At 70.3% G+C, this 25,056-nt stretch carries 24 protein-coding genes; 6 read left to right on the forward strand and 18 right to left on the reverse strand.

What is annotated here, in order from left to right; all coding sequences use genetic code 11:
- Window positions 1-206: 206 nt before the first annotated feature.
- The gene (locus HZS54_RS01250) at window positions 207-1,463 is read right to left on the reverse strand and encodes an RNA-guided endonuclease InsQ/TnpB family protein (RefSeq protein ID WP_179920165.1); all 1,257 of its coding nucleotides are present in this window, start codon (window positions 1,461-1,463) and stop codon (window positions 207-209) included.
- Between the two features lie 180 nt (window positions 1,464-1,643).
- Between HZS54_RS01250 and msrB the strand changes: the two genes are divergently transcribed.
- Complete coding sequence (gene msrB, locus HZS54_RS01255) at window positions 1,644-2,051, forward strand: peptide-methionine (R)-S-oxide reductase MsrB (RefSeq protein WP_179920166.1); 408 nt, start codon at window positions 1,644-1,646, stop codon at window positions 2,049-2,051.
- Window positions 2,052-2,160: 109 nt separating this feature from the next.
- Complete coding sequence (locus HZS54_RS01260; protein WP_179920167.1) at window positions 2,161-2,943, forward strand: DUF7978 family protein; 783 nt, start codon at window positions 2,161-2,163, stop codon at window positions 2,941-2,943.
- A gap of 9 nt (window positions 2,944-2,952) precedes the next feature.
- Here HZS54_RS01260 and HZS54_RS01265 read toward each other — a convergent pair whose 3' ends face one another.
- From HZS54_RS01265 to HZS54_RS01315, 11 genes are all read right to left on the reverse strand, one after another.
- Entirely contained in the window at window positions 2,953-3,192 is a 240-nt protein-coding gene (locus HZS54_RS01265) for a glutaredoxin family protein (protein WP_006882353.1), read from the reverse strand.
- A gap of 38 nt (window positions 3,193-3,230) precedes the next feature.
- The gene (locus HZS54_RS01270; RefSeq protein WP_179920168.1) at window positions 3,231-4,319 is read right to left on the reverse strand and encodes a PAS domain-containing sensor histidine kinase; all 1,089 of its coding nucleotides are present in this window, start codon (window positions 4,317-4,319) and stop codon (window positions 3,231-3,233) included.
- Between the two features lie 94 nt (window positions 4,320-4,413).
- Window positions 4,414-5,460 carry a DNA repair and recombination protein RadA gene (gene radA / locus HZS54_RS01275; RefSeq protein ID WP_179920169.1) on the reverse strand — a complete coding sequence of 349 codons (1,047 nt, stop codon included), beginning with the start codon at window positions 5,458-5,460 and terminating at the stop codon, window positions 4,414-4,416.
- Window positions 5,461-5,630: 170 nt separating this feature from the next.
- On the reverse strand, window positions 5,631-6,086 hold the full coding sequence (locus HZS54_RS01280) for a hypothetical protein (protein WP_179920170.1): 456 nt from the start codon (window positions 6,084-6,086) through the stop codon (window positions 5,631-5,633).
- Window positions 6,083-6,688, reverse strand: a complete 606-nt coding sequence (gene pspAB, locus HZS54_RS01285) for a PspA-associated protein PspAB (RefSeq protein ID WP_179920171.1) — start codon at window positions 6,686-6,688, stop codon at window positions 6,083-6,085. Before pspAB ends, HZS54_RS01280 begins: the two co-directional genes overlap by 4 nt.
- A gap of 64 nt (window positions 6,689-6,752) precedes the next feature.
- On the reverse strand, window positions 6,753-7,199 hold the full coding sequence (locus HZS54_RS01290; RefSeq protein WP_179920172.1) for a hypothetical protein: 447 nt from the start codon (window positions 7,197-7,199) through the stop codon (window positions 6,753-6,755).
- Window positions 7,200-7,260: 61 nt separating this feature from the next.
- On the reverse strand, window positions 7,261-8,067 hold the full coding sequence (locus tag HZS54_RS01295; RefSeq protein WP_179920173.1) for an aldo/keto reductase: 807 nt from the start codon (window positions 8,065-8,067) through the stop codon (window positions 7,261-7,263).
- A 58-nt stretch (window positions 8,068-8,125) separates the two neighbouring features.
- Window positions 8,126-9,001 carry a M48 family metalloprotease gene (locus tag HZS54_RS01300; protein ID WP_179920174.1) on the reverse strand — a complete coding sequence of 292 codons (876 nt, stop codon included), beginning with the start codon at window positions 8,999-9,001 and terminating at the stop codon, window positions 8,126-8,128.
- Between the two features lie 55 nt (window positions 9,002-9,056).
- On the reverse strand, window positions 9,057-9,938 hold the full coding sequence (gene htpX / locus HZS54_RS01305; RefSeq protein ID WP_179920175.1) for a zinc metalloprotease HtpX: 882 nt from the start codon (window positions 9,936-9,938) through the stop codon (window positions 9,057-9,059).
- Between the two features lie 132 nt (window positions 9,939-10,070).
- A complete protein-coding gene (locus HZS54_RS01310) occupies window positions 10,071-10,778 on the reverse strand; it encodes a metallophosphoesterase family protein (RefSeq protein WP_179920176.1) in 708 nt (235 codons plus the stop codon).
- Window positions 10,779-10,854: 76 nt separating this feature from the next.
- Entirely contained in the window at window positions 10,855-11,475 is a 621-nt protein-coding gene (locus HZS54_RS01315; RefSeq protein ID WP_179920177.1) for an IMP cyclohydrolase, read from the reverse strand.
- A gap of 113 nt (window positions 11,476-11,588) precedes the next feature.
- Here HZS54_RS01315 and HZS54_RS01320 point away from each other — a divergent pair, with 113 nt between their 5' ends.
- Complete coding sequence (locus HZS54_RS01320) at window positions 11,589-12,308, forward strand: profilin-fold protein (protein WP_179920178.1); 720 nt, start codon at window positions 11,589-11,591, stop codon at window positions 12,306-12,308.
- A gap of 369 nt (window positions 12,309-12,677) precedes the next feature.
- Here HZS54_RS01320 and HZS54_RS01325 read toward each other — a convergent pair whose 3' ends face one another.
- From HZS54_RS01325 to HZS54_RS01340, 4 genes are all read right to left on the reverse strand, one after another.
- Window positions 12,678-13,820, reverse strand: a complete 1,143-nt coding sequence (locus tag HZS54_RS01325; RefSeq protein ID WP_179920179.1) for a Gfo/Idh/MocA family protein — start codon at window positions 13,818-13,820, stop codon at window positions 12,678-12,680.
- Between the two features lie 115 nt (window positions 13,821-13,935).
- Window positions 13,936-14,730, reverse strand: a complete 795-nt coding sequence (locus tag HZS54_RS01330; protein ID WP_179920180.1) for a hypothetical protein — start codon at window positions 14,728-14,730, stop codon at window positions 13,936-13,938.
- Between the two features lie 260 nt (window positions 14,731-14,990).
- The gene (locus HZS54_RS01335; protein ID WP_179920181.1) at window positions 14,991-15,335 is read right to left on the reverse strand and encodes a DUF5658 family protein; all 345 of its coding nucleotides are present in this window, start codon (window positions 15,333-15,335) and stop codon (window positions 14,991-14,993) included.
- Between the two features lie 116 nt (window positions 15,336-15,451).
- Window positions 15,452-16,489, reverse strand: a complete 1,038-nt coding sequence (locus tag HZS54_RS01340; protein ID WP_179920182.1) for a radical SAM protein — start codon at window positions 16,487-16,489, stop codon at window positions 15,452-15,454.
- A gap of 198 nt (window positions 16,490-16,687) precedes the next feature.
- Here HZS54_RS01340 and HZS54_RS01345 point away from each other — a divergent pair, with 198 nt between their 5' ends.
- Window positions 16,688-17,869: an MFS transporter gene (locus tag HZS54_RS01345; RefSeq protein ID WP_179920183.1), complete on the forward strand. Its 1,182-nt coding sequence runs from the start codon at window positions 16,688-16,690 to the stop codon at window positions 17,867-17,869.
- 84 nt (window positions 17,870-17,953) lie between these two features.
- Window positions 17,954-19,039 carry a DUF373 family protein gene (locus tag HZS54_RS01350; RefSeq protein WP_179920184.1) on the forward strand — a complete coding sequence of 362 codons (1,086 nt, stop codon included), beginning with the start codon at window positions 17,954-17,956 and terminating at the stop codon, window positions 19,037-19,039.
- Window positions 19,040-19,078: 39 nt separating this feature from the next.
- Here HZS54_RS01350 and HZS54_RS01355 read toward each other — a convergent pair whose 3' ends face one another.
- On the reverse strand, window positions 19,079-20,233 hold the full coding sequence (locus HZS54_RS01355; protein WP_179920185.1) for a hypothetical protein: 1,155 nt from the start codon (window positions 20,231-20,233) through the stop codon (window positions 19,079-19,081).
- A 70-nt stretch (window positions 20,234-20,303) separates the two neighbouring features.
- A complete protein-coding gene (locus tag HZS54_RS01360; protein ID WP_179920186.1) occupies window positions 20,304-20,657 on the reverse strand; it encodes a hypothetical protein in 354 nt (117 codons plus the stop codon).
- 227 nt (window positions 20,658-20,884) lie between these two features.
- On the opposite strand from HZS54_RS01360, the gene HZS54_RS01365 reads away from it, so the two are divergent.
- Complete coding sequence (locus HZS54_RS01365) at window positions 20,885-25,012, forward strand: PAS domain S-box protein (protein ID WP_179920187.1); 4,128 nt, start codon at window positions 20,885-20,887, stop codon at window positions 25,010-25,012.
- Window positions 25,013-25,056 lie beyond the last annotated feature (44 nt).

Raw genomic sequence — 25,056 nt, forward strand, 5'->3', positions numbered from 1 at the left:
GAGAGCGGAGCTCTCTCGTCATCACGAAAGAGCGCAAAGCGCTCTTTCGAACGACTTCGCTCCCTCGCGTCCGGTGAACCGCTCGCTTCGCTCGCGGATGCTCGCGTGATACCTACACCACCTGTACTGAACGCGCCTGAGTTCCCGAGCGGTCGGTTTGACCTCCTCCCACGGCTGAAGCCGTGGGATTCCCGAACGTTGGGATATTAGGGTTTGCAGTCTGCCTGCTCTCTCGGTGTGAACCGTCCGCTCTCGCGGTCGAACAGGTAGACTCCGGGCTGGGCCAAACAGCCGTTACTCATATCCCCAGTTGGGGGACTCTGAGTTATCTTTCTGCGGATGTTCACTGCTCCATTCACGTCCGCGTTCATCGTTGTCTCGCACGACGAACAGACGTACAACCCCCGCTCCACGCGATTTGCGTCTCGAGTCTGCCCGCAACACGAACACGTTTTCGAGGTGTTTTCCTCGTTCACTCGGTCGACGAGGATACCGTGTTCTTCGGCCTTGTATTCGAGCTGACGGATGAAGCGGTCGAACTCCCATCCGTGGAGTTTCTTGTTCCCCGACGCACCCCAGTTCTGAGGATCGCCGGTCTCGTCCTCTCGGATGTCGCTGAGGTCGCCGACCGCTATCGTCTCTACACCTTCTTCGACACACCGTTGCACGATGTGTTTCGAGAGGGTGTGGAGGAAGTGGTCTTTGCGTCGGGAGAGTGTCTGCCGCGCCGTTAACGCACGCTTCGACGGGCCGTTCTCACCGTCAGTCTGATACTCCTCGTGGGTGAAGTAGTGTTTGTCTTCTTTGAGCGTATTCCCTGGATACAGCTCCGAGAGGACGCCCTCGTAGTCGATAGCGAGGTAGTTGCTGATGCCGAGATCGATCCCAGCCGTGTTGTTACCGGGTGCGTCTTCGACTGGAATCTCTTTCTTGCAGACGAAGTGGAGTTCCCACTCGTCACCGTTCCAGATGGCACGCACCTGCTGGATGTTCTCGACTTCTACGTCGGGCCGCGTTTCGTACTCCGCGAGGATGAAGTCAGACCGACTCTCTTTCAGGTTCCAGCCTTTCGAGAGACGGACGTGATTGTGCTTATCGTCGTGCTTGATGGCTTTCTGCTTCCACGTCACGGTAGAACGCGGATGATCGTCGCCACGTTTCCGGTAGCCCGGTGGGTTGTTGCCATCGTCGGAGTTGTACCAGCCGGTGAACGCTTCAGCAAGTTCTTCGAGAACTCGCTGACTCGACTGCGAATGCAGGTCACTGTAGCGTTCGTGGTCTTTCAGCTCCGATTTCAACCCGGTGTCGTCGGGTATCTCACCAGTTTCGTCCCACCGTTGTTGGATGTAGTATCGGCCAACGTTCCACAGTTTAGATGCGGAGAACCCACACCGGTCGAGGTCGTCACGAACCTGACTGTGGTTCGTGATGCGTGCGACGTAGGTGCGGGTCGTCTCCAGCATCTCTACTATATTCATAACTAGTTATGAGTGGAAATACATTAAAATCTATGACTAGCGTAGAATATCCGGCCGAGCATTCGAGCGTGGATTGTTGCCCTGTTGTCGGCTTCATCCCACGGCTAAAGCCCTGGGTCTTCGCCTCGCACTATCTATAAACGCCTGGAGCGGCTACCCGAGGGTATGTCAGAGCACGACGAGAGCATGCCGAGTTCCGACGAGGAGTGGCGCGAGCGACTGACCGACGAGGAGTACAAGATCCTGCGCGAGCAGGGGACCGAACCGAAGTTCAGCGGCGAGTACCTCGACGTGGACGACGAGGGCGAGTTCACCTGCGCCGGGTGCGGGACGGAGCTGTTCTCGACGGACCAGCAGTACGACGCCGGCCACGGCTGGCCGAGCTTCTTCGATGTCGTCGAGGACGGCAACGTCGAGACGAAACTGGACACCAGCCACGGGATGCGCCGGACCGAAGTCGTCTGTGCGACCTGCGGCGGCCACCTCGGCCACGTCTTCGACGACGGTCCCGACCCGACCGGCAAGCGCTACTGCATCAACTCGGCGGCGCTGGACTTCGACGGCGAGGAGTAGCCCTCACCCGCGGTCGGGTCCGAGCGGCGAAGCCGCCGACCGGTGGTCGGCTATCAATTCGATCGAAACGGGCGGAAGCCTTTTTGAAGTGCTGAGCGCTTGGACAGGTGTGACTTCGGACCAGGCGGACGAGTCGGCAGGGGGCGAAGGGTCCGGCGACCGGACGGTGTCGGTTCTCGGGACCGAAATCGTCCTGGAGGAGGCGTTCGTCGCGTTCCCGTGGCGGGCGGGGATGGCGCGAGCGCCCGGCGCCTTCCTCGCGGTGTTCGTGCTGACGGCCGCGGTCGCCGCGATCGGCGGCTTCGGCTCCGGCTCGCTCCAGCGGCGGTTCGCGCTGCTCGGTATCGTCGTCTTCAACGCCCACAACATCCCGGCGACGACGGGTGTGGTACCACAGATACTCGTCCCGATCGCCGAACCGATCGTGGGGATCCCCGGGGTAGGCCAGCTCCTGCGCGGTCTGTTCACGTTCGGAACCGGCCACACTACCCCGATATCCCACGTCGGCGGGATCCTGGGCGGACAGGTAGCCGAGATCGGCCACCTCGATCTCATCGCTCGGCAGAGCGAGACGGACGTACCGGTCGTGATCTACTACCTGCTGGCGCCGGTCGCGCTGGTCGGTGCCGGTTACGAGTTCGCCGACAGCTACTGGGCGGAGACGACCACCGAGTCGTTCGCCGAGGTGGCGCGGTTCGGCCTCGCCATCGCCGCCGGCTACCTCGTCGTCCTGCTCGTCGGGTCGGTGCTGTTCACGGCGGTGCTGGTCAGCGGGCTGTCGGGCGAGGTGACGATCCTGCCGGACCGATACCTGCTCGTCGTCTACGGGTTCGCCTACCCGACGATCTTCGCGACGCTGGGGGCGTGGCTGGTCTACCGGGACAGAACGTGAGGAGGGCGGTCAGGCGTAGCTGGCGTCGAGGTACTCGACGATCTTCGCCGACTCGGCCATGGTGACGCCGCGGTCGTCGTCGACGAGGACGGGAACGCCGCGCTGGCCGGAGACGCGCTTGACCTCGTTGCGCTGGGAGTGGAGCGCGTCGACCCAGACCGTCTCGTAGTCCAGGTCCAGTTCGTCCATCCGGTCGGCGACTTTCTCGCAGTACGGACACCCGTCGAGCTGGTAGAGCGTGAACGCCATACCCGGGCGTTCGGAAGCGACCGGCAAGTGCGTTGCGCCTACCGGTCGAGCTCGACGCCCGCGAACTCGAAGCGCGCCCCCCGCGACGCGCCGTCGGTGGGCGCCCGGGCGTCGGTCAGGCGGACGGTCCAGCCGTGCGCCTCGGCGATCTTCCGGACGATCGCCAGGCCCATCCCGGTGTTGTCGTCGGCGTTCCGGGTCGAGTAGCCGGCGTCGAACACCCGCTCGCGGTCGGCGGCCGCGACGCCCGGCCCGTCGTCGGCGACGAAGAAACCGTCCGCCGTCGCGCCGACCGTGACCGCCCCGCCCCCGCCGTGGTCCAGCGAGTTTCCGAAGAGGTTCTCCAGCAACTGCGCGAGGAGGCTGGCGTCGGCGACGACCGTCGCGTCGTCGCGCACCGCCAGCGACGCGTCGCCCGTCTCGACGTGCGACCAGGCCTCGCGCGCGGCCGCACCGAGCCGGACGCGTTCGGTCTCGACGGTGTCGGCCCCGCGCGCGAGGACGACCGCGTCGTCGACGATGGCGTTCATCCGCTCCAGCGAGGACAGTATCGACGCCGCCCCGTCGGCGACCGTCTCGGCGTCGGCTCCGGGGTCCTCGGCCAGCTGGTCGGTCCGTCCCATCGCGACGTTCAGCGGGTTCCGCAGGTCGTGGCTGAGGACGCTCGCCACCGTCGACAGCGTCTCGTTGTTGGCCTTGACGCGGAGTTCGGCCTCCTTGCGGTCGGTGATGTCGACGTGCATGACCAGCGCGTGGGGGTCGTCGTACTCCGACAGGTCGATCGCTCGCATCAGGAACCACCGCCGCTCGTCCGGCGAGTGACAGGGGTACTCGAGCGTGAACTCCGCGCGCTCGCTCGCGAGCACCGACCGGATACCCGCGGCCGCCTCGGTCGCCGACTCGTCGTCGGAGGCGTCACAGACCGCGAGATAGTTCTCGCCGACCATGTCGGAGCCGCCCTGCATGTCGTTGTCCAGCCCGAACTGCCGCCACGCGCGGTTGGTCGTCAGGATCACGCCCTCGGCGTCGACCACCGCGACCTGTGCCGGCAGGGCGTCGAACGCCGCGGCGACGAGAGCGCTCTCGTCGCCCTCCGGTCGCCCGTCGTCCCCGTGGCTGTCGGCCATCTCGTCCGAACCGACGGGTTCATCGGATAAAAACTCGCGTACGCCGTTCTCGCGAACGGATCCCCCAGCGGGGACCGTTCGGCGGTCCGCTCGCTTACTCGTTCATCAGGCCGTCTTCCTCGACGCGCATGACGGCCTCGCCGTCGGGCAGGTTCGGCGCGTCGACGAGCTTGACGATCCGCTTGTCGCCCTTGGACTTGCGGAGGTAGATGCGGAACGTGGAGGTGTGGCCGAGGATGTTCCCGCCGATGGGCTGGGTCGGGTCGCCGAAGAACGAATCGGGGTTGGAGGCGACCTGGTTGGTGACGACGACGGCCGTGTTGTGGAGGTCGCCGACGCGCATCAGGTCGTGGAGGTGCTTGTTGAGCTTCTGCTGGCGCTCGGCGAGTTCGCCGCGGCCGACGTACTCGGCGCGGAAGTGGGCGGTCAGCGAGTCCACGCAGAGCAGCCGGATGGGGAACTCGTCGTCCTGGGTCTCGCTGGCGAGGTCCTGGGCCTGCTCGGCCAGAAGGATCTGGTGGTTGGAGTTGAACGCCTTCGCGACGTGGATGTTGTCGAGCATCACCTCGACGAGGTCGTCGAGCAGGTCCTCGTCGGTCGCGTCGGCTGCCTCCTCCTCCTCGACGACGCCGTGGAGGACCATCGTGTCCTCCAGCACCTCGTCGGAGAGGCCCTTGACCATCTGGTCGATCCGCTCGGGCCGGAACGTGTCCTCGCTGTCGATGAACATCGCCGACCCCTCCAGCCCGCCGTGCTCGCTGGGGAGCTGGACGGTGACGGAGATCTGGTGGGTCACCTGGGACTTGCCTGCGCCGAACTCGCCGTACACCTCGGTGATCGACTGGGTCTCGATGCCGCCGCCGAGCAGGTCGTCGACCTCGTCGACGCTCCAGGTGAGCTTGCCGATCTGTTCCCGGCGCTCCAGCACTGTCGCACCGGTCTCGAAGCCGCCGATGTCCGCCGCCTCCCGCGCGGCGTTGATGATGTCCGCCGCGCTGGACTCGCCGATGTCCGCCGTGTTCGACAGCTCGCCCGGTGACGCGACCGCGATGCCCTGATAGCCGTCGAACCCGTTCTCCCGGAGCTTCTCCGCCGTCGCCGGGCCCACGCCCGGCAGTTCTTCGAGGTCTTCTGTCGCCATGGACACCGATTGCGCCGCCCGTCATATAAACCCTCGTTAACACCAAAGTGAAAGTGAAACCGCGGGCGGAAAACGGGACGCGATCGTACCGGTCTGAACGTTGATACGTGAACGGGCGCTCGCCGGAGCGGGTCGAGGCGGGCCGGTCCGCTGAAGTCCGCTCGGTCGGCTCAGCCGCGGGCGCCGAGGTAGACGACGCCGAGGACGCCGAGGAAGTAGACGGCGGTCAGCCACGACTCGGGGACCGAGAGCGCGCGGTGGCCCTGGTGGCCGACGACGACCAGCGCCAGCGCGACGGCGGCGAGGGCGGGGTGGGCGCGGAGGCCGGCGACGAACGCCCGCAGGTTCCAGCCGACGCTCTCGGCGAACCGGCGCGCCTTCTCGCCGGTCGGCCGGTTGCCGTCGGGGTTGTCGGCGGGGTCGAACCCCGCGAGGGCGTCGCGGTCGACGGTGGCGACCTCGCCGGTGTTGACCCGGTAGCCGTCGGCGTCGCCGACTCGCAGGAGCGTGACCGTCCCCTCGCCGACGCCGACGACGCGGTAGACGCCCGGTTCGACGGGCGAGGGGTCGGTCGCTTCGCTCGTCGGGCGCAGATGGTCGTAGACCGCGATTCTGGGCGAACTCATTCCCAGGGGTGATTCCCGGGCCGGTCGGGCCAGAGGGGGTACCAGTAGTCCTTGTCCGGTTCGACGGTCAGCTCGCCGTCGAGGACGCTCTGGAGCTTGATCTCCGTCTGGTTGTGCCGGTCGTGGTCGCCCTCCGGCGCGAAGGGGTAGTACTTGCCCCGGCGGAAGGAGTAGACCCAGTAGGCCAGCCGGTTGTCCTTCTCGAAGGCGAAGAGGGCGGCGAGCAGCCGCGAGCCGTAGCCCCGTTCGATGAACTCGTCGGCGGCGAAGTGGACGCTCGTCACCAGGTCCTCGGGGTCGTCGTCCTCCAGCACCACCCACTCGTAGCCGTGGTCGTCGGTCGTGAACCGGGCCTTCGTCCCCGTCTCCACCTCGCCCGCCTCGAGGATGGCCTCGACGTTCTCGACGGCGTCCTCGAAGTCGGTGCTGTCGACCTCGGCGAAACAGAGGGCGGCCGCGTCCGCCGGGACGAAGCCCAGGTCGGCCTCCATCGTCATGTAGGCCGTGCTCATCCCGAACAGGTCCTCGGGGTCGGCGTCCCGCGTCGCGTCGGCCTCCGCTTTCATCCCCAGCGCGGACTTCAGGCCGTCCAGCAGTCCCATACCCCTGTGTTCGGGCGAGCGCGTAAAAGTCGCTTCCCTCCGGCGGGCGTATCGACGCCGCCGCTCAGAACGTCAGCGCCCCGATCGCCATCAGGAGCGCGTAGGTGACCATCGCCGCCAGCGCCACGGCGCCGTACCAGAGGACCACCAGCGGGACCACCCCGTAGCTCTCGGTCGGCATCGCGTCGCGGCGACGGAGCGCGAGGACGGCGGCCCCGAGACACACCGCGGGGACGAGGTAGTTCACCACCGCGAAACCGTAGAGTCCCGGGTCGCCGAGGCCCAGCGATGCCGCGACCCGGTCCTCGACGAGGACCGCGGCGGCGTATCCCAGCATCTGCAGCGGGACCACCACAACCCACAGGAGGAGGTAGTTGACCACCCGCCGTTCCGTCGGCCAGCACAACAGCGCTCGGACCCGCTCACTCGCCAGCAGCGGGGCCGTCCCCAGGGGAAGGACGACCGCGTAGACGGCGACGAGGACACCGAAGTCGGACCAGACGGGGTTCACGCCGGATAGTGTAATACGATAGACTAATAGCTTGCGGCTCCCCGCCTCGGGGGACAGCCCCTCACTCGTCCCAGGGCGCGCCGTCGAAGTCGATCTCGCGGTGGCCCCGGTCCAAGTCGGCGATCCGGTCGAGGTCCTCCTCGTCCAGATCCACGTCGTAGGCGCCCCAGTTGTCGGCGATGTGCTCGGCGCTGGTGGCCTTCGGGATCGCCGCCACGCCCTCCAGCGAGAGGAACCACGCCAGGGTCACCTGCGGCACGCTCGCGTCGTGCTTCTCGGCGATGTCCTGCAGCACGGGGTCGTCGAGCACCTCCGTCCGCGCCAGCGGCGAGTAGGCGACGACGTGGTGGCCGTGCTCGGCGGCGTACTCACGCAGTTCCTCCTGCTGGAGATACGGGTGCATCTCGACCTGATTCGCGAATATCGGCGCGTCGAGCACCTCGCGGGCCTCGTCGAGATGTCGCGGTTCGAAGTTCGAGACGCCGACGTGGCGAATCCTCCCCTCGTCGTAGAGCTGCTGGAACGCCGACAGCGTCCCCTCGGGGTCGTAGGCCTCGGTCGGCCAGTGGACGTACAGCAGATCGAGGTAGTCGACGCCCAGCCGCTCCAGGCTCTCCTCGGCGGTGGCGAGCACGTCCTCGTGCGCGAGGTTCGCGGTGTCGACCTTCGTGGCGAGGAAGAGTTCCTCGCGCGGTACGTCGGCCTCGGCGATGCCGCGACCGACCGATTCCTCGTTACCGTAGGCCTGCGCGGTGTCGGTATTTCGATAGCCCAGTTCCAGCGCGGTCTTCACGCTCTCGGCGCACTGGTCGGGGTCGGTGTTCTGCCAGGTTCCCAGGCCGAGCCGGTGGAGGTCGAGTTCGCTCATGGTGTTCCGATCTTGGATTGAGCGCCCCTAACGGCTTGGGAAGCGGCCGCGCTCTCCCCTACGCCGACCGCTCCAGCTCGGCCGCCAGCTCCCGCAGTCTCCGGATGCGCTCGTGCGTCGGCGGGTGCGTGCCGGGCAGCCCGAGCGAGGGCGACGGGACGATGCAGAACGCGTTGAAGCCGGCCATCGAGCGCATGTCTTCCTCGGGCGACTCGGGGAGCCCGTGTAACTCGGCGAGCGCCTCGGCGAGCGCGACCGGCTTACCCGTGATCGCTACCGCGCCGCGGTCGGCGGCGTACTCGCGGTACCGAGAGAGGACGAGCGTCCCCGGCAGACTCACCAACAGGAGCGGGAGGCTCAGTATCGCCAGGAACGCCGCGACGCCGAAGTAGCCCAGCAGGATGGCCTTCCCGTCCATCCCCTCCAGCGCCGTCGAGAGCATCGCCAGCGCGACCGTCGCCGGGAAGCCGGCCACCGTCAGCACCGACGAGTCGCCGTTCTTGACGTGGGCGAGTTCGTGGGCGATGACGGCCTCCAGTTGCTCGTCGTCGAGCTCCTTCAGGAGTCCGAGCGTCACGCAGACGACGGTGCGATCGCCGGTCCCGGCGGACATCGCGTTGGGCTCGTCGCTGGGGATCACGGCGACGGGCGGCTGCGGCAGGTCCGCCTGCCGGGAGAGCCGCTCGACGGTGTCGAACAGTTCGGGATGGTCCTCGCGTTCGATGGCGACCGCTCTCGTCGCGAGGTAGGCCAGCCGGTCGGCCTCCAGCACGAGAACGCCGAGAATCGCCAGCAAGAGCCCGCAGACGACGAGCGCTCCGGCGGGCGTGAGGAGCCAGACCACCGGCCCCACCAGCGCGGCGTAGCCGAGGAGCGCGAGGGCGAGGGCGAGGACCATCCGACGAGTCAGGCGGCTGTCGGTCTGCCAGTCCATACGGAAAGATTCACTCTCGCCGACTAATGAGTCTTCGGGGGACGCGGGAGCGGACCTACGCCGTCTCCATCTCGCCGGCCAGCTCCTGGAGGCGCTCGACGCGGCGTTCGGTGGTCGGGTGCGTGCGGAAGAGGTTCGCGATGACGCCCGAGCTGATGGGGACGATGAAGAAGGCGTTCATCTCCGACTGCTCGCGGAGGTCCTCCTTCGGGACGCGGTCCATGCGGTTGTCGATGGTCATCAGGGCGCTCGCGAGCGCCGCGGGCTTGCCGGTGATGGCGGCGCCGCCGCGGTCGGCGGCGTACTCGCGGTACCGGGAGAGCGCGCGGATGAGCAGGAAGGATACGATCCAGACGACCAGCGAGGCGACGATGGCGACGATGATGCCGGCGCCGCCGCCCTGGCGGTCGCGGCCGCCGCCGCCGAACAGGAACCCCCACCGGAGGATGAACATCGCGATGGTCGCCAGGAACGACGCGATGGTCATCACCGCCACGTCGCGGTTCTTGACGTGCGCGAGTTCGTGGGCCATCACCCCCTCCAGTTCGTCCTCGTCGAGCGTCCCTAGAAGCCCCGTCGTCACGGCGACGGTCGCGTTCTTCTGCGAGCGCCCCGTCGCGAAAGCGTTGGGCGTCTGCGTGTCCGCGACCGCCACGGTCGGCTTCGGCAGGTCCGCCTGCTGGGAGAGCCGACCGACCATCCGGTGCAGTTCGGGGTACTCCTCTTCCGATACTTCGCGGGCGCCCATGCTCCGCAGCGCTAGCTTGTCGCTGAAGAAGAACTGTGCGATCAGGAAGACGCTCATGAAGCCGACGATGAGCACGAACGACTGGTTGGTCCACAGCAACACCCCGAGGAAGGCGATATACAGGGCGGCCAGGAGGAACATGGTGAAGAACATGCGCCCGCGGAGGCCCCAGTCCGTTTTCCACTCCATACGGGAGATTGGGGGCGGACGCCATATCAATCGCTCGTGTCACTCCCCCACATCGCGACTCGTCGGTGGCGATCCGTCGCGCTCCCCTCGGTAGCGGTCAGCACAGCCATCTTTTCACCGTCGGAGACCGACTCACTGCCCCGACCGAAGCCGGGTCCCGATGCGCAGCGGCAGGTCGGCCTCGCGGACGGCGTCGACGACGCGGTCGATGTCGTACTCGACGCGGCGGGCCTCGATCTCCCGGCTGTCGAAGTCGACCAGCGAGTACGCCGCTCTGGGGTCGCCGTCGCGGGGTTGCCCGACGGCACCGGGGTTCAGGATCAGTCCCTCGTCGAAGAACTCGTGGCCCTGGACGTGGGTGTGACCCGTGACGAGCACGTCCTCGTCGCCGAGCATGTCGGGGTTGTACTCCTCGGGGTAGGTGTAGCGGTCGGGGTCGTTGGGATGGCCGTGGACGAGTCGCATCTGTCGGTCGCAGACCACCCGCTGTTCGGGAAGTTCACCCAGCCACTCCAGCTGGTCGTCGCTGCAGGTCTCGCGGGCGTGGTCGACCGCGGCGGCGGCCATGTCGTTGAACCCGTAGGCCTGGTCGAACGCGACCGCCCGGTCGTGGTTGCCCATCACCGTCGGCACCTCCCCGTCGGGGAGCATCGCCGCCGCCTCGTCGCTCAGCCCGTGGTCGCCCTCGCCGCGGATCGCCGCCGCGCACTCGGCGTGCCAGGGGTTGTACCCGACCACGTCGCCCGCGCAGACGAGCAGGTCCACCGACGGCATGTCCTCCAGCACCGCCTCCAGCGCCACGAGATTCCCGTGGATATCCGATATGACGCCCACCTTCATGGGCTGGCCTGCGCACCCCTCGCTCTTAGTTGTACGGCAGACTCCTGTCAGAAATCGTTTATTTCGGCCGGCGGGGCTACTCGTCGTCGCCGTTGAAGATGGCCGTCTCGAAGCCGCCCTCGCTGTCGCCGGCGACGCCGACGGCGCAGACCTCGTGTTCGAGATCCATCCCGTAGGCCTCGCTGGCGGCCGCCGCGGCGTCGGTCGCGGCGAAGTCGACGGGCTCGGGGCTGTCCCGCTCGTAGGTCGCGACCAGCGTCGGCTCGGTGACCTCCTCGACGAGCAGGGCGTCGCGGCGGACGGTCCCGATCACCGCGCCGGGGCCGTCGGCGTTCGTGCTCGGGTCCGCGGCGTCGACGCCGACGACTCCCGCCACGCGGGGGGTGTCGTAGTCGTCCTTCTCGAAGTCCAGCGCCAGCAGCGGCTCGGCGACGGCGTCGCGGGCAGGGTAGCCCAGGTCGAGCTTCTCGGCGATGGGGTCGACGTGCGAGCCGTTGCCGATCACGGCGCCGTTGTCGGTCAGGCGCAGGCAGTTGTACTCGACGTAGGGGTTGTCCGTCTCGGGGGCGTCGGCGGTCGGGCCGACGGTGACGGTGCCCGGCTCGCGGCCGGTCGCTTTCCGGTTCGGGAACGAACGGGAGGAGACGCGGTAGGCGCCGACCCCCGGTGCGACGACGACGAAACGTCCGACGTACATGGGCAATCGTCGGCCCCAGGATCGAAAGTAGGTGTCGATACGGCTCGGTGCGGTGTGGTCCCAGTGGCGACCGAAACACGGGGATTATGCCCCTCGCCCGCGTGGATCCGTCGATGACAGCAGGGCTCGACGCGGACGTGGTCGGCGCCGACGCGGCCGCCGACCGCCGGGACGAACTGGTCGCGCAGGTCACCGACCACGCCGGCCGGATCGCGCGCGAACTCGCCCGCCTCCAGGGCGGCGACTACGGCAGCCGCGAATTCGACACCGACCGGGGCACCTGGACGCTCAAGTACGAGGGCGGCGACGTCGACTACCTCCGCTTCGACGGCCGCGGCGACGACGTCTACGTCGTCTCCACCAAGCAACCCCCCGACCCCGAGGCGCTCGCCCGGGCCATGGCCGACTACGACGCCTTCGTCGACGCCTTCAACGACTACGTCCGCTCGCTCGACGGCGTTCTCGATGACACCGCCGACGACCTGCCCGCCATCGAGTCCGTCGACTCCGTGGTGGAGGCCCGCGAGCGCATCCTCTCGCGGATGCGCGAAGCGTGTGATCTGATGGCCGAGCAGCTCAACCGCGTCGAGGGCAACGACTACGGCTCGTTTTCCGCTCGCGTCGGGAGCTCCCGCTGGGAACTCAAGTGGGAGGAGAACCGCGCCAGCTACCTCCGCGTCGGCGGCGAGGGCGGCGTGTATCTCCTCTCGCAGTACCAGCCGCCCGCCCCGAAGGACCTGCGCGCCCACGCCGACGATTTTTCGGGTTTCGTCGACGCCTTCAACGAGCACGTCTCCGAGATCTCCGAGAGTCTCGATACCGTCGAGCTGTAGTTCGAGATGTATTTTTCGTTTCAGTTCCGGCCCGTTCGATAGCAACCGGATCGACTGCAGGCGACAGCAGGCGATAAAAGCCCTCGACCCGCTCGCGGTCGCTGAGCGGGATATCCGCGCTCTCGGCACGGCCCGCGCGGATAGGGGCCGCGCAGGCGACTGAACTGCACGCGAGCGCGCCTCGCCCTTTCAGTCCGCCAGGGACAGCACCGCACCCGCACAGCAACCGCAGACGGCCACAGGCCTCCCCAACCGATTCGATGCTCGTCGCAGGCTCCTGCGCGTCTCATCCCTCGCGCGACTGGTTCGAGCGGCCCGCCACGAGGCGGGCACGCTCGACAGCACGCGCCAGTACGGAAAATTAGCCAGCTACAGTTCGACGGCGGTCGACTCCGAGCGCTCGGCAATCTCCTCGGCGGTCAGCTCTCGACCGGCCTCCTGCGAGAGGTAGATCCCCTCCATGATCCGCATGGAGTTGAGCGCGAGGTCGCCGGTCGGGATGGGGTCGTCCACGTCGCCCTCGATGGTGTCGATCCAGTGGGCGAACTGGTCGCCCGTCTCGGCGGTCTCGTAGCCGTCGCCGGCGATGAGGCCCTGGCGGCGCTCGTACTCGTCGAGATCGAGCGAGACGGTCGCCTCGTAGTCGCCCGTCGTCGTGTAGAACTCGAAGGGGTCCAGCTGGAGGCCGCCCTGCGAGCCGGCGACGACGCTGGGGCGGTCGGGGAGGTACATGTGCCAGGCCGCCCGGAGTTCCAGCACCGACCCGTCGGCCAGGTGGGCCGTGCCGACGCCGGCGTCCTCCACGTCGTAGCCCGACTCCTCCAGGCGTCCGGTGTAGGTGTCGCGGTTCTCGCCCACGAGTTCCTCGGCGTAGGCGTCGTCGGTCTTCTCGAAGGTCGCGCCGCCGACCCGCTCCACGTCGGCGTTGCCGAGCAGGTAGAGTAGTTGCCCGAGGACGTAGGTGCCGATGTCGATGACCGGGCCGCCGCCGGCGGACTCCTTCGAGACGAAGCCGGGGGTGCCGTAGCCGTCGATGTACGGGCGGCCGCGCCGCCGCGAGAAGACGCCGCGGGCGTAGTAGGGCTCGCCCAGTTCCCCCTGCTCGACGAGTCGGCTGGCCGCGCGGGTCTCGTCGTCGAAGAGGTCGTAGTTCTGGACGCCGAGGTGGATGCCCGCGGACTCGGCGGCCTCGGCCATGGCCCTCGCGTCGGTGTAGGTGGCGGCCATGGGCTTCTCGGTGAAGATATGTGCCCCCGCGTCGGCGGCGGCCTCGGCGACGGGTCGGTGGAGGTTGTTGTGGACGCAGACGCTCACGGCGTCGACGCCCGCGTCGTCGAGCATCTCCCGGAAGTCGCCGTAGACGGTGGCGCCGTGGTCGTCGGCCAGTTCGGTTGCCGCCTCCTCGTCGATGTCCGCGACGGCGACCACGTCGGCGCCGTCGACCTCGTCGTAGGAGTTGGCATGGGACTGCCCGCGGTTGCCCGCGCCGACGATACCGATCTCGACTGTCATGTTCGCCGATCGGAGGCCGCAGACAAGAACGCGCGCTTCCCGGAGAGTCGCGCCCCGACTCGTCCGCTGTCGGGCGGTCGGCCGGCGGCGTATCGGTGCCGACCGCGTCGCCGGGTCACTCGTCGACGACGACCACGATCCGCTCGCGCTCGCTCTCGGCCGGGCAGTCGTCGGCGCGCTCGACGGGGACCGTCGCGTTCAGCGATTCGACGGTCGTCCGCGAGGGGAGAACCGTCATGTCGGTTCTCAGTCGGCCGTTCCCGCCGACGCTCGACGGGTAGTACGACCCGTTGGACCCGTAGAGGACCGCCGTGTCCGTCCGGGTCGTCCCGTTGAAGACGCAGGCCCGCGCGGCCGGGAGCGAGACCTGCTCGCGGTAGACGAAGCCGTTGTCGACCGTCGCCGAGCCGACGACGACCGCCGTCGACTGCTCCGGGTTCGCGGGCATCTCCGCCGAGCCGTGAACGGTGGTCTCGTAGGACAGCGGACTCGTCCCGAGGTCGGTGGCGACGAGCGCGCCGCCCGCGAGGGCGACCACGACGACCGCCGCGACCGCTTCGCCCCGACGCAGCCTGAAGCGGCGCTCCTCGACGAGGTAGACGGCGACCAACAGCGCGACCAGCGCGAGCGCGACGAACGCGAACGTCCCCGCGGCCCCGAAGCTATGCGTCGACGCCGTATAGCCGGCGGCCCCGGCGACCAGCGCGGCGTACAGCAGGAGCAACCCCTGCCGAAACTGGGTCGCCGCCGCCCCGACCAGCGCGAGCGCGGCCGCCAGCGCGAACAGCGCCGACTGGACGGTCACCGACAGGTCCGGCCCGACCCGCCGCGCGAACACCGCCACCCCGGCCACCACGACCAGCGCGGCGACGAGTCCGCCGACCCGCCGCACGAGCGCTCGCTCGCTCATCGACCCCCCTCCGTCCCCGGACCGCGTGACACTGCAGGCATACCCCGCCGTTCATGTCAGTCCCACTAAACACCTGTGGCCGCGCGGTGGACGGAGTACGGCCTCGGCGTGACTGCTCGTCCGTCGTCGCGATCAGCGCGAGCGACAGCCGGTCGTAGCGGTCGAGCGGGAGGGCCACGCGGACACCCCACTCCCGCTCGACAGAGACCTGCCGCGGACGCGCCGGACCGCGACGCCTCGGATCGTCGGATTCGACCCGGTCAGGGACCGATCGCAGTCGTCAGCATCCAGAGGTTCCAGCCCGTCACGGACACGCCGAGGACCGCGAGTCCGACCGGGATGCCCGCTCGCGCCGGTCGGGACATGCGCCGCCAGACCAGGTACGCGCCGCCGAGCACGAGGAGTTTCGGCACGACCAGCGCGAGGAGCCCGTACCGACCGAGGAGCGCGACCGCGACCGGGTTGCGCTCGGCCAGGCCGGCACCGAGCCCGACCCACGTCGTCGCCAGGTCGCCGAGGCCGAAAAACAGGACGCCGACCAGCCAGCACTCCGAGGAACCGACCGACGGGGAGTCGAGCCGCGGGAGCGACACCGTCCAGGCCATGCCGCTCCGGACGACCGATTCGCCCTTTGTTACGGGTCAGTTTCGCGGCGATGCGACGCGGTAACCGGCCACTACGACCGCGAGATCTGTGACTCCGCCGCAGGTGCCGTGTAGAATCAGTCGCCCGCCGCGGACTGTCCGCTGCCGCCACCGCTCCCGCTCGACAGCGGTGTTCTCTCCACCACGGTCCCGTCGTAGGTCGGGTACTGCTCGACGATCTCCCCGCTCTCCACGTCGCCGTCCTCGACCATCTCCTCCAGCAGCCACCACGCGACCTCGACGTGTTCGGACTTGACCGTGTAGTACTCCTCGGGGACGCCGAGGGCGTCCATGCGCTCGGCGTCGGCCCACGTCTTCCCGTAGACGAGGGTGCCGTCGTCGGTGATCTCGTCGAAGGGACGGCGCAGCGTGCGGGCCATCCGCTTGAGCCGCCGGCGGTGCTGGGCGGCGTCCTTGAAGACGCTCGTGCAGAAGTACACCTTCTCGTGGTCGCCCATCTGATCGAGGATCTCCTCGCGCGGGCTGTCGACGGCGCTCATGTGCTCGTCGCGCAGTTCGAAGCCCTCCTCCTGCATCCGCCGGTAGTTGCCGTCGGACATCTCGAACTCGTTGATGTTACAGAAGTCCGCCGCCCCCTCGTCGAGGAAGTCGATGAACTCCTGCTCGGGCCGGATGCCGGGAATCTCGAAGGCGGGGGTCAGCCCCTCCTCGCGGGCGATGTAGAGGATCTCTTCCCACTCCGTCCCGTGGAGGTCGCCCCACTGCTCGTAGGGCGGGTGGAAGCGAATCTCGTCGAGGCCCGCCTCCGAGAGGCGGCGCATGTTCTCGCGGCCGCCGGTGATGCCGGTGTAGAGGTGGGTGTGGAAGTCCTCGCCGTACTCGTCCTTCAGCAGAGAGAGATAGCGGGTCGTGCGACCCATCGCCTCCTGGGGCTCGCCGCCGGTGATGGAGGCGCCCAGCGCGTCCATGCGCTCGGCCTCTTCGAGCACGTCGTCGTCGGACTCGACGGGACGCTCGTTGGCGTAGACCTGGTTGACGTTCTTGCGGTTCTCGCCGAGGGGACAGTAGAAACAGTCGCGCTGGTCGCAGTAGCCGTAGACGAACAGGACCATCTTCCCGCCTTTGGCGCACTGTTCGCAGCCCTCGGATATCATTGCCCCTACCTATCCCGTCGAGCGGGAAAAGTCGTGCGTTCCCGAACCGGGAGTGTGAACCGCTGACGACCGTCGCCCGCACGAACCGGAAACCCCGACCGCGAGCGCGGCCCTATTAGGGCCACACCCGTTCGAATCGGCCAGTGAGCCGGACCGAGTCGCGCCCCGAGAGACTGGCGGCATCCGTGGACGGTCGCCATGGCTGACTCGACCGATCGCCGCGAGCGTCTGCTGTGGACGGTCGCCATCTTCGCGTTCGTCACGACCGACGCCGTCGGCTTCCAGTTGCGCGGTGCCCTGCTGCCCAGCATCGAGGAGAGCTTCGAGGTCTCCCAGGCGCTGCTCGGACTCGTCGCCACCGCGGGTACCCTCGGCTTCGTCGCCTCGGTACTGGTCGTCGGGCTAGTCGCCGGCCGCATCGACATCTACCGCGCGCTGGTGGGGAGCGCCGCCGTCGTCGCGGTCGGCGCCGTCCTCACCGGGATCGCACCGGTCTTCCTCGTCTTCCTCGCGGCCCTGTTCCTCCGCGGGGTCGCCACCGGGCCGTTCCGCGCGCTCGACCGGGCGGTGCTGGGCCACCTCTACCCCGACGGCCGCGCGCGGATCTTCAACCGCTACGCCCTCGTCTGGGCGGCCGGCGCCGCCGCCGGCCCGCTGGTTGTCACCGCGGCGCTGGCGGCCGGGAACTGGCGGTTCGCCTACGGCGTCGTCGCCGTCGGCTTCCTCGTCTCGACGGTCCTGCTCGTCCGCCTCGATCTGCCCGACTCGGTCGCGACCGAGCGGGAACTCACCCTCGATGACCTCCGGGAAGTCGTCCGCAAGCCCGCCGTCGCCGGGATGACCGGCGTGCTCGTGTTCAACGGCGGCATCGAGGGGACGCTGTTCACCTGGCTCCCCTACTTCGCCGCCCGGCAGCTCCCCGCGGCGGAGGCGAACCTCGTCCTCTCGACCTTCCTCGCGGCGTACGTCCCCGGTCGCCTGGCCTACAGCTACCTCGCCGACCGCACCGGCCGCACGCTCGATATCGTGCTCGTGACGCTGACGCTCACGATGCCCGCGCTTCTGGCGACGATCTACCTGGCGAGCGGGCGCTGGCTGTTCGTCGCCGTCTTCGCGCTCGGGCTCGTGATCTCGGCGACGTTCCCCACGCTCTCGGCGTTCGGCATGAACGCCGCCCCCGAGTACAGCGGCCCGGTCAACGCCATCTCGACGAGCGCCGGCTACATCGGCATCGCGCTCGTCCCGCCGCTGGTCGGCCTGCTGGCGGAACGGGTGGGTCTGCGAGCGGCGCTCGGAATTTTGCCCGCGTTGCTGGTCGCCATGCTCGTCGTCGCCGTGGTGACGCGGGTGTATCAGGCTCGGCGCGGCGCGCCGACGTGAGCGGCCCCGTCCCGATAGTACGGTCCTGCCACCGCGCGCTAGAGCCCCGAAGACTGATACAGGGCCGTTGCCTACCCACGATCGATGCTGCTGGTCCTGTGCGTGGACCTCGACGACGACCTCGGTCGGAAGACGGGCGTCGAGACGCCGGTGGTCGGCCGCGACGCCGTCGAGGCCGCGGCCGTCGATCTGGCGACCGCCGACCCCGAGGACAGCGACGTGAACGTCCTCTTCGAGGGGCTGCACATCGCCGACCGGATCACCGACGAGTCCGTCGAGGTGGCGGCGGTGACGGGCGTCGACGGCAGCGACGTGGCCGCCAACCGCGCCGTCGGCGAGGAGCTCGACGAGGTGCTCGCCGGCCTCGTGACCGGCGAGGACGTGCGCGCGATGGTCGTCACCGACGGCGCCCAGGACGAGTCGGTGCTCCCGGTCATCCGCTCGCGGGTGCCCATCGACGGCGTCCAGCGCGTCGTCGTCCGCCAGGCCCAGGACCTGGAATCGATGTACTACACGATCAAGCAGGTGCTCGACGACCCCGAGACCCGGGGGACGATCCTCATCCCGATGGGCATCCTCCTGCTCATCTACCCGCTGTCGCTGCTGGCGGAGCGACTGGACATGCCCGGCGCCGTCTTCGGCGTCACGTCGGCGCTTATCGGCTTCTACCTGCTGTCGCGCGGGCTGGCGCTGGGCGAGCGACTCGACTCGTTCGTCGACCGGGTTCGCGAGGGGCTCTACGCCGGGCGCGTCTCGCTGGTGACGTACTTCGTGGCCGGCCTGCTGTTGATGATCGGCGGGTTCACCGGCGTCCAGACGGTCCAGGACCTCCAGTCGGGCCCCGGCGACGCGCTGACGGTCATCGAAGTGATCGCGGCGATGGTGTACGGGTCGCTGCGCTGGTTCGCCGCCGCGGGCGTGACGAGCAGTTTCGGCCGCGTCGTCGACGGCTACATCGACGGCGAGTTCGAGTGGCGCCACCTCAACGCGCCGGTCTACGTGCTGGCCATCGCCTTCATCCTCCACGGGGTCACTAGCTTCCTCCTCGCCTACGGCGACCTGTCGTATCTCGCCTTCACCCTCACCGGCGCGACGCTGCTGGGGCTGGCCAGCACCTTCGCGTTCGCGCTGGCGGAGTCGCGCTTCGGCGGGCGCGTCAATCCGACCTGACCGTCGAGTGGCCTGGTCGAGCGGTCGACCGCCCCCGGTCTAGAAGTCGAGGCGGCCGGCGGTGAACCGCAGGTCGACCTCGCTCCCCTCGACCGTCGCCGTCCCAGACAGCCTGGTCTGGCTCCCGCTCAGGTCGACCAGCCCCGCGCCGTCCAGCGGCTCGCGCGAGGCCGCGACCGCCCGCTCGCCGTCCTCGGTCCGGAGCCCGACGTACAGCGACTCGCCGGGTTCGAGCGGCGCCGCCAGCGTCACCGTCCGGCGGGTGCCGTCGTGCCGGAACGTCAGTTCCGTGTCGGCGGGCACCGCCGGGCCGCCGGTCAGCGTGACGTTCAGTGCGGTGCCGTCGGGCGTCTTCTCGACGACGCCGCGGGGGACCCGGTCGAACCACGGTGGCCGCGGCACCGAGTCGACCCCCCACTCGTAGTCGAAGTTGTAGGCCTGGGCGACCGACTCGTTCTCGCCGACCTCGCCGGTCAGCCGGTGGATACGACCGGAGTCGTCGACGAGCAGCCGTCCGGTGTAGTGGTCCAGCGAGTCGCCGAGCCCCTTCGGACCGGTCATCCGGAGCGCGTGGAGCGTCCGCCCCTCGTGCTCGGTCGTCCCGTTCCAGACGTAGTTGCTCGTGCCCAGCCGGATCCCCAGCGCCAACCTGATCCCGTCGGTCGGCCGGGTCGACCCCATCGACGTGTTGAACGTCGAGTCCATCTCGTAGGGCGCACCGATGAGCGTCCGGTTCGAGACGAGCACGCCGTCGCGGAACCAGGCGACTCCCTGCTCGTCGCGCTCGTAGCTCGCGGCGCCCGCGCTGTAGAGGACCTGCGTGTCGTTCCCGTTGCGGTGTGCGAGCCGCCAGCCGGTGGCGTTGGCGGCCTCGAAGTGCGCGACCACCAGCGCCGTCTCGTTGACGCTGCCGTCCGCGTTGACGCCCGGCGGCAGCGACTGTCCCCCGCCCGGCGTCGCACGCGCCACGGGTGTCAGCGTCGGGAACGATGTCTCCGTCCCCGCTCCCGTGGCCGTCTCCGCGTCGGTCGACCCGCCGTCGTCCGCGCTCGCTCCGGGCGTCGGCGCGTCGGTCGATCCGGTCGTCGGCGCGTCGCCCCCGGCTGGCGTCGCGGTCCCACCGCCGAGCGCCCCGCAGCCCGACAGGACGACCAGCGCCGCCACCACCAGTGTCACTCCCCAGTCACGTCGCATACCCCGAGTCGGCGCACGGGTCGGTGTAATCCGTTTCGGTTCCCCGGTCGTCCGCCGGGAGACCGGAGTCCTATCGGTCTCGGGCTTGACTCGCGAGGAAGCCGCAGCCGGCGATCAGGACGACGACGCCGCCGAGCAACACCGTCCCGCTCCCGATCGCGGTCCCGAGGACGATCCCCGTCCACGCGAGGCCGAAGACGCCGTGGGCCAGCGCGAACAGCCGCCGACCCCGTCGGTAGAAGACGACGGCGCCTAGCAGCAGCGCGACCGCGAGGACGGCCGCCGAGAGCGCGACCGGCCGCACGCGCAGTCCGCCGACCGGGACGGGCCCGACCACCGGTTCGAGCAGGAAGGTCAGCCCCGCGAGGCCGACGAGCGCCCCGACGGCGGCCGGTCCGGGTTCGAGGTCGAGCGTGTCGGTCACGGCGCGCCGTTGGGACCAGACCGGCGTGAACGTTCCGACCGGTCCCGGACGTGGGGCACGGCCGCGACCGCCGTCTGTGACGCTCTCGCCCCCGGCGACGGTACTTTTATCGCGTCCGCCCCGCTACGCGCTGTCGTGTCAACGATCGGACGAGGGTGTTATCGGGCGACCCGTGGGCGGCCGCGACAGTGGCCCCCGCCGGTCGCTCGGGGGGTTCGGAACCGACGATGACGGACGGGAATTCGGGGAGCGCCGACGGCGGAGCGGAGCCATCGATCGACGACGGGTCGATCGACGGCGGAGCGACGGAATCCGGGTCGGCGGGTCGCGGAGCGGTCGCCGACGCGGTCCGAGCGCGCCGGTGTGTCGCCGTGGCGCTCGCGGACGGCCGCGTCGTCGACGCGACGGTCCCGCTCGACGACGCCCTGGGCGTGGACCCGGCGGTCGCGGCCGGCGAAGCGGACTTCTACGACGGCCTGGCGGCCGCAGCGACCGACGGCGGGCCGGTCGAGCGGGTCGCGGCGGCGGCCGCCGAGGGCGCGGCGACCGACGGGACCGCGGTGGCGGTCGAGACCGACGCGGGCCGGCGAGTCTTCCGCCACGTCGGCCTGGCGTGTCCCCCCGACTCGGCCGCCGACCGGCTGGCGCTGTTCGAGGACGTGACGCGGGCCCGCGAGCGGGCCGACCGACTCGACCTGTTCGAGACGCTCGCCGAGCGCGCCCGCGACGGCCTGTTCGCGACCGACGGCGCGGGCCGGATCGCCCACTGCAACGAGTCGTTCGCGTCCTGGCTCGGCGCCGACCCGGCGACGCTCGTCGGGCGGCCGGTCGAGCGGTTCGTCGCCGAGCGCGAGCGGCCCGCGTGGGCGGCCGCGGTCGGCGACCTCGACCCCGAGACCGAGCTGACTCGCGAGTTCGAGTTCCGGTGGCGAGGGCCGCGCGTCGGGCTCTCGGTCGCGCTGACCGGACGGCCGGGCGGCGGCGTCCTCGGCGCGGTCCGCCGTCCCGGCCACGAGGCCGAGCGGGCCGACCGCGTCGAGCAGTACCGGACGCTCGTCGAGAACGCCGCCGACCCGATGTGGGTCGTCGACGCCGACGACCGGATCGCCCTCGCCAACGCGGCGATGGGCGAGTTCCTCGGCGCCGACCCCGCGGACCTGGAGGGGCTAGCGGTGAGCGACCCGGTCCCGGCCGCGGCGGCCGAACGGATCGACGCGGCCCTGGAGACCGTTCGCGCGGGCGACCGCCGCCGGTGGCACGACACCGACCTGCGGCTCCCGGACGCGGAGGGTCGGGACCGCCGGTTCGAGGCCACCTTCGGGCCGGTGCGGGCCGACGGGGCGGTCGTCGGGACGGTCGGGACCTTCCGGGACGTGACCGAGCGCGAGCGCCGCCGGACGGAACTCGAACGGCTCCGGCGGCTGCTCGCCGGCGTCGTCCGCACGGACATCGCCGACGGCGTCCGCGAGATCGGCGATCTGGCCGGCCGCCTGGCCGAGACCGTCGACGGCGAGCCCGCGACGCTCGCGGCGGCGATCCGCGACCGCGCCGACGCGCTGGCGGCGCTGGTCAGCAAGACCGCGGCGGTCGACCGCATCGTCGACACCGACCCCGAGCCGACGACCGTCGCCCTCGACGAAGCCGTCGACCGCGCGGTCGCGTCGGTCGACGGCGGTGCGGCGGCGACCGTCGACGTGGACGTGCCGTCGGTCGACGTTCGGGCCGTCCCGGTCGTCGACCTGGCGGTCCGCAACCTCCTCGACAACGCGCTCCGCCACGCCGGCGAGGCGCCGGCCGTCTCGGTGACGGCGGCGGTCGACGAGCGGTCGGTGACCCTCTCGGTCGCCGACGACGGCCCGGGGATCCCCGACGCGGAGCTCGCGGCGCTCGAACGCGGCGCGGAGACGCCGCTCGAACACGGCAGCGGCGTCGGCCTCTGGCTCGTCGAGTGGGTCGTCGCCAAATCGGGCGGCGACCTGTCGTTCGCCACCGACGACGGCACCCGCGCGACGGTCCGGTTCGACCGCGCCGACGCGGCCGACGGTCCGCTGAGCGGGTCCGACGACGAGGGCGCGAGGACGGCCGACCGCGGCGACGCCGACGTGCGCGTCTGTCACCTGGACCCGGACCGCTCGGCGACGGCGCGGATCCGCGAGGCCGCCGCCGGCGTCGGCTCGACCGTCGCGGTCGAGCGCGCCGGAGGCGTCGACGGCGCCGTCGACGCCCTGGCGACCGGCCGCGTCGACTGCCTGGTGACCGACCGCCTCGACGACCCCGGCTGGGACCGCCTCGCCGACGCGGCCGCGGCGGCCGACGCCCCCGTGGTCTGCTACGCCGGCGCCGCCCACGCCGGCGACGAGGCGCGCCTCACCGCCGTCGACAGCCTCGTCGAGAAGGGGACGGGGACCGCCCCGGCCGCGTTTCTCGTCGAGAAAGTCCTCGCACTCGTCGGCGCGGACGGGGACGCGCGCCGAGAGGGAGACACCGGAGCGGAGGCGGCCGGGAGCGACAGCGAAGCCGCCGCCAGCGCCGCCGGGCCGTCCGCTGTCGAAGTCGACGAAACCGCCGAGCCGTCCGCCGGTGCGGCGCTCCGCGTCGCGACCGACGCGGGGACGGTGACCCGCGTGCCGGACGGCCATCCCGGGTTCGACGACGCGGCCGACCCGCCGGCCGACGGGGAGGGCGCGGCGGTCACGACCGCGACCGTCGGGACGAGCCGACGCCGCGTCGGCGAGTGGGCCCCGACGCTGTCGGTCGACGGCGACGACCTCCGGGTGCGCTACGCGCGGGACCTGACGCCGGCGGTCGCGCGCGAGCGCCGGTGCGCGCTGCTGTCGGCGCTGGTCGACCACGCCCGCGACCGCGTCTCGGTCATCGACGCGAACGGCGAGGTGGTGTACCACAACGAGGCGTTCGCCGACGCGCTGGGCCACGAGGACATGGTCGGGGTCCACTCGGCGGAGTTCATGGCCCCGGGCGAGCTGGAGAAGGGGCAACTGGCCGTCCAGCGGTTGCTCGCGACGCCGGAGCTGGACAGCGAGGCCCTCGACGTGGCCTTCGAGACGGCCGACGGCGACCGGGTCACGCTGGCGGTCCACTTCGCGGTCCGGCGCGAGGCCGGCGAGTACGCCGGCGTCGTCAACGTCGCCCGCGACGTGACCGGCGCGGCCGCGGACCCGCGGCTCGAACGCTATCGGACGCTCGTCGAGAGCGCCGGCGACCCGATGTTCGTCGTCGACGCCGACGGCCGGCTAGCGCTGGTCAACGAGGCGCTCGAACGCCTGCTCGGTCGCCCCCGGTCGGCGCTGCGGGGCACCCACGTCGAGGCCGCCTTTCCGACCGTCACCGCGGACGGCAACCGAACCGTCGACGGGGGCCGGGGCTCGGACGGCAGCTCGGGCAGCGACGACGAGGGGGGCCGCGACCGGGACCCGGACGGCGACGCCGAGGAGTGGTGGCGGCCCGCCGGCGTCGACCAGACCTTCTGCGCGCGCGTCCGGGGCGCCGACGGCGACCGCCACCGCTACGAGCTGACCGTTGCCGACCCCGACGCCTTCGACGGGGCCGTCTGCACCTGCCGGGAGGTCACCGCCCGCGAGCGCCGCGCCGCGGAGCTCGCCCGGCTCAAGCGGGTGCTCGGCCGGGTCCTCCGGCACAACCTCCGCAACGAGCTCACGCTCGTGACCGGCCACGCCCAGCTCGTCGCCGACGCGCTGGCCGACGGCGACGAGACCGGTGGCGACGGCGCCGAGGATACCGGTGACGGCACCGACGACACCGACGACACAGACGACCCGCTCGCGCTGGCGCGGTCGATCCAGCGCGCGAGCGACGACCTCGCGGCGACCGCGACGACCGCCCGCACGGCCGAGCGGGCGCTCGGACCCGGCGACACGGAGCGAACCCAGTCGCTCTCGGCCGTCGTCGACGCGGCCGCCGAGGCGGCCGCCGAGCGCCGCCGACCGGTGGCGGTCTCGGCGACCCTTCCGCCCGAGTGCTCCGTCGTCGCCCCGCCGTCGCTCGTGACCGCGCTCGAAGCCCTGTTCGGCGCGCTCGCCCGGGACAGCGACGCCGACGCCCCGACCGTCCGCGTCCGGGCGAGCGAGGCCGACGGGCGGGTCGACGTCCGCGTCTCGCTCCCGGGCTCGGGGATCGACCGCGAGACCGTCGACCCGTTCGTCGCGCGCGAAGTGGCTCTCGACCGCCACGGCGACGCCGGCGCCTGGCTGTTCGCCTGGGTCGTCGACCGGGCGGACGGACGCGCGCGCCTCGACGAGTCCGACGAACCCTCCGCTGTCGTCGTCTCCTTGCCCGCCGCGGACGACGCGCCGGCCGGCGACTCCCCGACGGAGTGACGCCGCCCCGACCTATCGGTTCCCGATAGCAACTAACATGGACG

Source organism: Halosimplex pelagicum, from assembly GCF_013415905.1.
GTDB classification, from domain to species: Archaea; Halobacteriota; Halobacteria; order Halobacteriales; family Haloarculaceae; genus Halosimplex; species Halosimplex pelagicum.

Bases quoted from the DNA above. Each gene is read 5' to 3' on its own strand.
- HZS54_RS01330 (WP_179920180.1), bottom strand. From the start codon at position 14,730: ATGAGCGAGCGAGCGCTCGTGCGGCGGGTCGGCGGACTCGTCGCCGCG.
- msrB (WP_179920166.1), top strand. From the start codon at position 1,644: ATGTCAGAGCACGACGAGAGCATGCCGAGTTCCGACGAGGAGTGGCGC.
- HZS54_RS01320 (WP_179920178.1), top strand. From the start codon at position 11,589: ATGACAGCAGGGCTCGACGCGGACGTGGTCGGCGCCGACGCGGCCGCC.
- HZS54_RS01340 (WP_179920182.1), bottom strand. From the start codon at position 16,489: ATGATATCCGAGGGCTGCGAACAGTGCGCCAAAGGCGGGAAGATGGTC.
- HZS54_RS01295 (WP_179920173.1), bottom strand. From the start codon at position 8,067: ATGAGCGAACTCGACCTCCACCGGCTCGGCCTGGGAACCTGGCAGAAC.
- HZS54_RS01325 (WP_179920179.1), bottom strand. From the start codon at position 13,820: ATGACAGTCGAGATCGGTATCGTCGGCGCGGGCAACCGCGGGCAGTCC.
- radA (WP_179920169.1), bottom strand. From the start codon at position 5,460: ATGGCGACAGAAGACCTCGAAGAACTGCCGGGCGTGGGCCCGGCGACG.
- HZS54_RS01250 (WP_179920165.1), bottom strand. From the start codon at position 1,463: ATGCTGGAGACGACCCGCACCTACGTCGCACGCATCACGAACCACAGT.
- HZS54_RS01315 (WP_179920177.1), bottom strand. From the start codon at position 11,475: ATGTACGTCGGACGTTTCGTCGTCGTCGCACCGGGGGTCGGCGCCTAC.
- HZS54_RS01270 (WP_179920168.1), bottom strand. From the start codon at position 4,319: ATGGCCGACAGCCACGGGGACGACGGGCGACCGGAGGGCGACGAGAGC.
- HZS54_RS01265 (WP_006882353.1), bottom strand. From the start codon at position 3,192: ATGGCGTTCACGCTCTACCAGCTCGACGGGTGTCCGTACTGCGAGAAA.
- HZS54_RS01280 (WP_179920170.1), bottom strand. From the start codon at position 6,086: ATGAGTTCGCCCAGAATCGCGGTCTACGACCATCTGCGCCCGACGAGC.
- HZS54_RS01365 (WP_179920187.1), top strand. From the start codon at position 20,885: ATGACGGACGGGAATTCGGGGAGCGCCGACGGCGGAGCGGAGCCATCG.
- HZS54_RS01350 (WP_179920184.1), top strand. From the start codon at position 17,954: ATGCTGCTGGTCCTGTGCGTGGACCTCGACGACGACCTCGGTCGGAAG.
- HZS54_RS01345 (WP_179920183.1), top strand. From the start codon at position 16,688: ATGGCTGACTCGACCGATCGCCGCGAGCGTCTGCTGTGGACGGTCGCC.
- htpX (WP_179920175.1), bottom strand. From the start codon at position 9,938: ATGGAGTGGAAAACGGACTGGGGCCTCCGCGGGCGCATGTTCTTCACC.
- pspAB (WP_179920171.1), bottom strand. From the start codon at position 6,688: ATGGGACTGCTGGACGGCCTGAAGTCCGCGCTGGGGATGAAAGCGGAG.
- HZS54_RS01300 (WP_179920174.1), bottom strand. From the start codon at position 9,001: ATGGACTGGCAGACCGACAGCCGCCTGACTCGTCGGATGGTCCTCGCC.
- HZS54_RS01335 (WP_179920181.1), bottom strand. From the start codon at position 15,335: ATGGCCTGGACGGTGTCGCTCCCGCGGCTCGACTCCCCGTCGGTCGGT.
- HZS54_RS01310 (WP_179920176.1), bottom strand. From the start codon at position 10,778: ATGAAGGTGGGCGTCATATCGGATATCCACGGGAATCTCGTGGCGCTG.
- HZS54_RS01355 (WP_179920185.1), bottom strand. From the start codon at position 20,233: ATGCGACGTGACTGGGGAGTGACACTGGTGGTGGCGGCGCTGGTCGTC.